This window comes from Acidithiobacillus sp. TH-A35 (assembly GCF_057473505.1).
On the sequence record NZ_JBYCKR010000106.1, the window covers coordinates 1 to 4,009 of the forward strand.

Sequence of the window (4,009 nt, forward strand, 5' to 3'; positions counted from 1 at the left end):
CGGGATGGCAAGGTCCAGCGCCGGACAGAGTTCCAGTGCCGCAGCATGTACCGCGTCATAGAGCGCCGCATCTTCTCCCGGATGGTCTGCCGCCGCCATCCAGTTGGCCGAGAGCTTGATATCCCCCAGCGCGGCCACATCGGCGGCAAACAGGTTGGTGAGGGCTTCGGCAATGGCCAGCCGGGCGCTGGCCGCGGGATTCAACACCGCCACCGGGGCGCGCTCGCCGATGGCCATGGCCTCGCCGTGGGTATTCCAGAAGTCCGCTGCCGTGACCCCGCAATCGGCCACCGGCACCTGCCATGGCCCCACCATCTGGTCGCGGTGAATCAGGCCGCCGACACTGCGGTCCCCTATGGTGATCAGGAATTCCTTGCTGGCTACCGAGGGATGGCGCAAAACGGCATAGGCGGCAGCACGCAAATCGGCACCCGACAGGTCCAGCGGGCGCAAATCGGGCTGCACATGCCGACTGTCCCGCTCCATGCGCGGCGGGCAGCCCAGCAGGGCGCTGAGGGCCATATCCACCGGCCGGTCATGGAGCAGGGAATCCTCCAGAATCAGGGCATCCTCCGCCGTGGCTTCTCCCAGGACCGCCCAGGGGCAGCGCTCGCGGGCGCAGATCTCCGTGAAACGCGGCAAGTCTGCTGCCGCCACAGCCAGCACATAACGCTCCTGCGCCTCATTACTCCAGATCTGCATGGGCGACATGGCCTGTTCTTCATTGGGCACCGCCCGCAGTTGCAGACAGCCGCCACGACCACCATCGTGCAACAACTCGGGAATGGCGTTGGAAAGCCCGCCCGCCCCGACGTCATGGATGGACAAAATAGGCGAATCCTCTCCCAGAGCAATACAACGCTCGATCACTTCCTGGGCCCGGCGCTGCATTTCCGGATTGCCACGCTGCACCGAGGCAAAATCCAGTTGCTCATCCCCTGCCCCGCTGGCCACACTGGAAGCAGCACCGCCACCCAGACCGATGAGCATGGCCGGGCCGCCGATAACCAGCACCTTGGCGCCTTCCGGCAGAGGCTTCTTCTCCACCAGCAAGGGGCGAATCTGCCCCAGACCGCCGGCCAGCATGATGGGTTTGTGGTAGCCGCGGTGCAGCCCGTCCTGATCGCATTCGAAGACCCGGAAATAACCGGCAATGGCTGGGCGGCCGAATTCGTTGTTGAAGGCCGCAGCACCCAGGGGGCCTTCGCGCATGATGTCCAGCGCCGAGCGGATACGCGCCGGCTTTCCGTAAGGGTTTGCCTCCCATGACTGGATATAGCCGGGAATCCGCAGATGTGACACCGAGAAGCCAGTCAAACCCGCCTTGGGCTTACCGCCCCGCCCGGTGGCACCCTCGTCGCGAATCTCGCCGCCGCTCCCCGTGGCCGCTCCGGGAAAAGGCGAAATGGCCGTCGGATGGTTGTGGGTTTCCACTTTCATCAGAATGGCGGTGCGCTCTTCCGCTACGGCATACGCTCCCGACACATCCACCGCGAAAGGCTGGCTCAGCGCGCCACCTGCCATGACCGCGGCATTGTCCTTATAGGCGGATAGCGTGCCCTGCGGATGCAGGCGGTGAGTTTCGCGAATCATGGCGAAGAGGCTGAGGGCCTGATCCTGGCCATCCAGCCGGAAGGCCGCATTGAACACCTTATGCCGACAATGCTCGGAGTTGGCCTGCGCAAACATCATCAGTTCGGCATCACTGGGATCGCGGCCCAAGTCGGAAAAATAATCAAACAGATAATCCAGCTCCGCCGGAGCGAGAGCGAGCCCCATACGGTTATTGGCCGAAAGCAAGGCGGCACGCCCCTCTTTGTGCAGAGGAATGCGGGTCAGTGATGCGGGTTCCGGATGGGCAAAAATGGCCTCTGCCGCCGCCCAGTCCGGCAACACCGACTCGGTCATGGGATCGTGCAAAAGCCCGCTCATCGCCTGCAACTCCGCCGCGCTGAAGGCCGCACCGCCGGCTTTGCGCAAGCGATACGAAACCCCCCGTTCGATACGCCGCACCGCCCCCAATCCACAGTGTCCGGCAATATCCGTCGCTTTGCTGGACCATGGCGAGATGGTCCCGAGACGGGGCACCACGCAGACTTCCTGTGCGTCCTCTGCATGTCCTTCAGCAGGTTCCCCGTAATGCAGCAAAGCGGTCAGCACCCCCATTTCTGCCGACGTCAGGGGCGCGCCGAGATCAATCAGATGGACGTATTGAGCGACTGCGCTCTGGACGGGAAAACCCTCGGCAACGAGGATGCGTAGCAAGTGTTGCACACGAAAGGCGGACAGCGCCGCAGAGCCGCGAAGCAGCAGCATGGGATGATCCCTCATTCAAGAAACGCGGCAGGACGACTCAGAAGACTATCCCGCTGGAAAGATACGATTTTATGATGCTGCAGGAAGCGGCACGCCCAAGCGGCGCGCAACTTCTACATAGGCTTCTACCACCCCGCCCAGATTGCGACGAAAGCGGTCTTTATCCATTTTTTCCAGACTCTGGGCATCCCAAAGTCTACAGCCGTCGGGGCTGAATTCGTCACCGAGATACAGCTCACCGTCAAAACGCCCGAACTCCAGCTTAAAGTCCACCAGAATCAGATTCGCCTTTGCAAATAGTGCGGACAGCAACATATTGACCCGCGTCGTCCAACGGCGCATGGCCTCTACTTCTTCTGCCGTCGCCCAACCAAAAGTGCGAATATGGGACGTGTTGATCATGGGATCGTGCAGCGCATCGTTCTTCAGAAAGAATTCCAGCGTCGGCGGCTCCAGAATCCGGCCCTCCTCGATACCCAGGCGCTTGGACAAGGACCCCGCCGCCCGATTCCGCACCACACACTCCACCGGGATCATCTCCAGACGGCGCACCAGGCTTTCTCGCGCATTGAGGCGGCGGATAAAATGGGTCGGCACCCCCTCACCCTGCAAATATTCCATGATGAAGGCATTGAACGCATTGTTTATCTCGCCTTTATGGGCGAGTTGCTCGACCTTTTCGCCGTCAAAAGCCGAAGTGTCATCCTTGAAATGCAGGACCAACTCATCGGGTGATTCGCTGGCATAGACGATCTTGGCCTTACCCTCGTAGAGGGCAGTGCGTTCACTCATCGGGGTTGTCCTTCCGGAAAGACACGGGCGAAAATGGCGTCGATATTGCGGGTGTGATAGGCGAGATCAAACAACTCAGCCAGTTCCGGCGCGCTCAGATAAGGCTGAATCTGCGGGTCCGCTGCCAGGAGAGATTTGAAGTCCGCATTCGCCTCCCAGACCTGCATCGCGTTGTGCTGCACCACCCGATACGCGTCTTCGCGCAGCATGCCCTTCCCGGTGAGCGCCAGCAGCACCCGCTGTGAGAAAATCAGGCCATGCATCTTGTGCAGGTTATCCAGCATCCGCTGCGGATAAACCACGAGCCGTTCCAGCAGGCCGCTCGCCCGATGGAACATGAAGTCCATGACGATGCAGGCATCGGGGCCGATCACCCGCTCCACACTGGAGTGGGAAATATCGCGCTCATGCCAGAGGGCGATGTCCTCCAGCGCCATACCCGCATAACCGCGCAGCAGGCGGGCGAGACCGGTCAGATTCTCGGAGAGGATAGGATTGCGCTTGTGGGGCATGGCGGAACTGCCCTTCTGCCCGGCGGTAAATGGCTCCTCCGCCTCCAACACCTCGGTGCGCTGCAAATGACGAATTTCCACGGCAATCTTTTCAATGGAACCGGCAATCACCGCCAAGGTGCCGAAAAACTCGGCGTGACGATCCCGGGAAATGACTTGCGTGCTGGCCAGTTCCGGAGCCAGCCCCAGCTCCGCACAGACCGCGTCTTCGACACCGGGGTCGATGTTGGCGAATGTTCCGACGGCCCCCGACAACATGCCCGCCGACACGGCGGCGATGGCTCTGACCAGACGTTGCCGGTTGCGCTGTGCCTCGGCACACCAGACCGCCACTTTCAGGCCAAAAGTGATGGGCTCCGCATGAATGCCATGGGAGCGGCCGATCATCA

3 protein-coding genes are annotated in these 4,009 nt (G+C 61.5%); all 3 read right to left on the reverse strand.

The window, feature by feature from the left end; translation table 11 throughout:
- Window positions 1-2,316, reverse strand: a 2,316-nt coding sequence (purL, locus tag AC2VNK_RS03870) for a phosphoribosylformylglycinamidine synthase (protein ID WP_486882866.1), incomplete at its 3' end; no start/stop codon positions are given.
- A gap of 69 nt (window positions 2,317-2,385) precedes the next feature.
- Window positions 2,386-3,108: a phosphoribosylaminoimidazolesuccinocarboxamide synthase gene (purC, locus tag AC2VNK_RS03875; RefSeq protein ID WP_486882868.1), complete on the reverse strand. Its 723-nt coding sequence runs from the start codon at window positions 3,106-3,108 to the stop codon at window positions 2,386-2,388.
- Window positions 3,105-4,009 (reverse strand): adenylosuccinate lyase (gene purB, locus AC2VNK_RS03880; protein WP_486882869.1); only part of this gene is annotated, 905 nt, incomplete at its 5' end. The genes purB and purC, both read right to left, overlap by 4 nt.

Excerpts from the sequence above, each read along its gene's own strand:
- purC (WP_486882868.1), bottom strand. The coding sequence starts at position 3,108 with ATGAGTGAACGCACTGCCCTCTACGAGGGTAAGGCCAAGATCGTCTAT.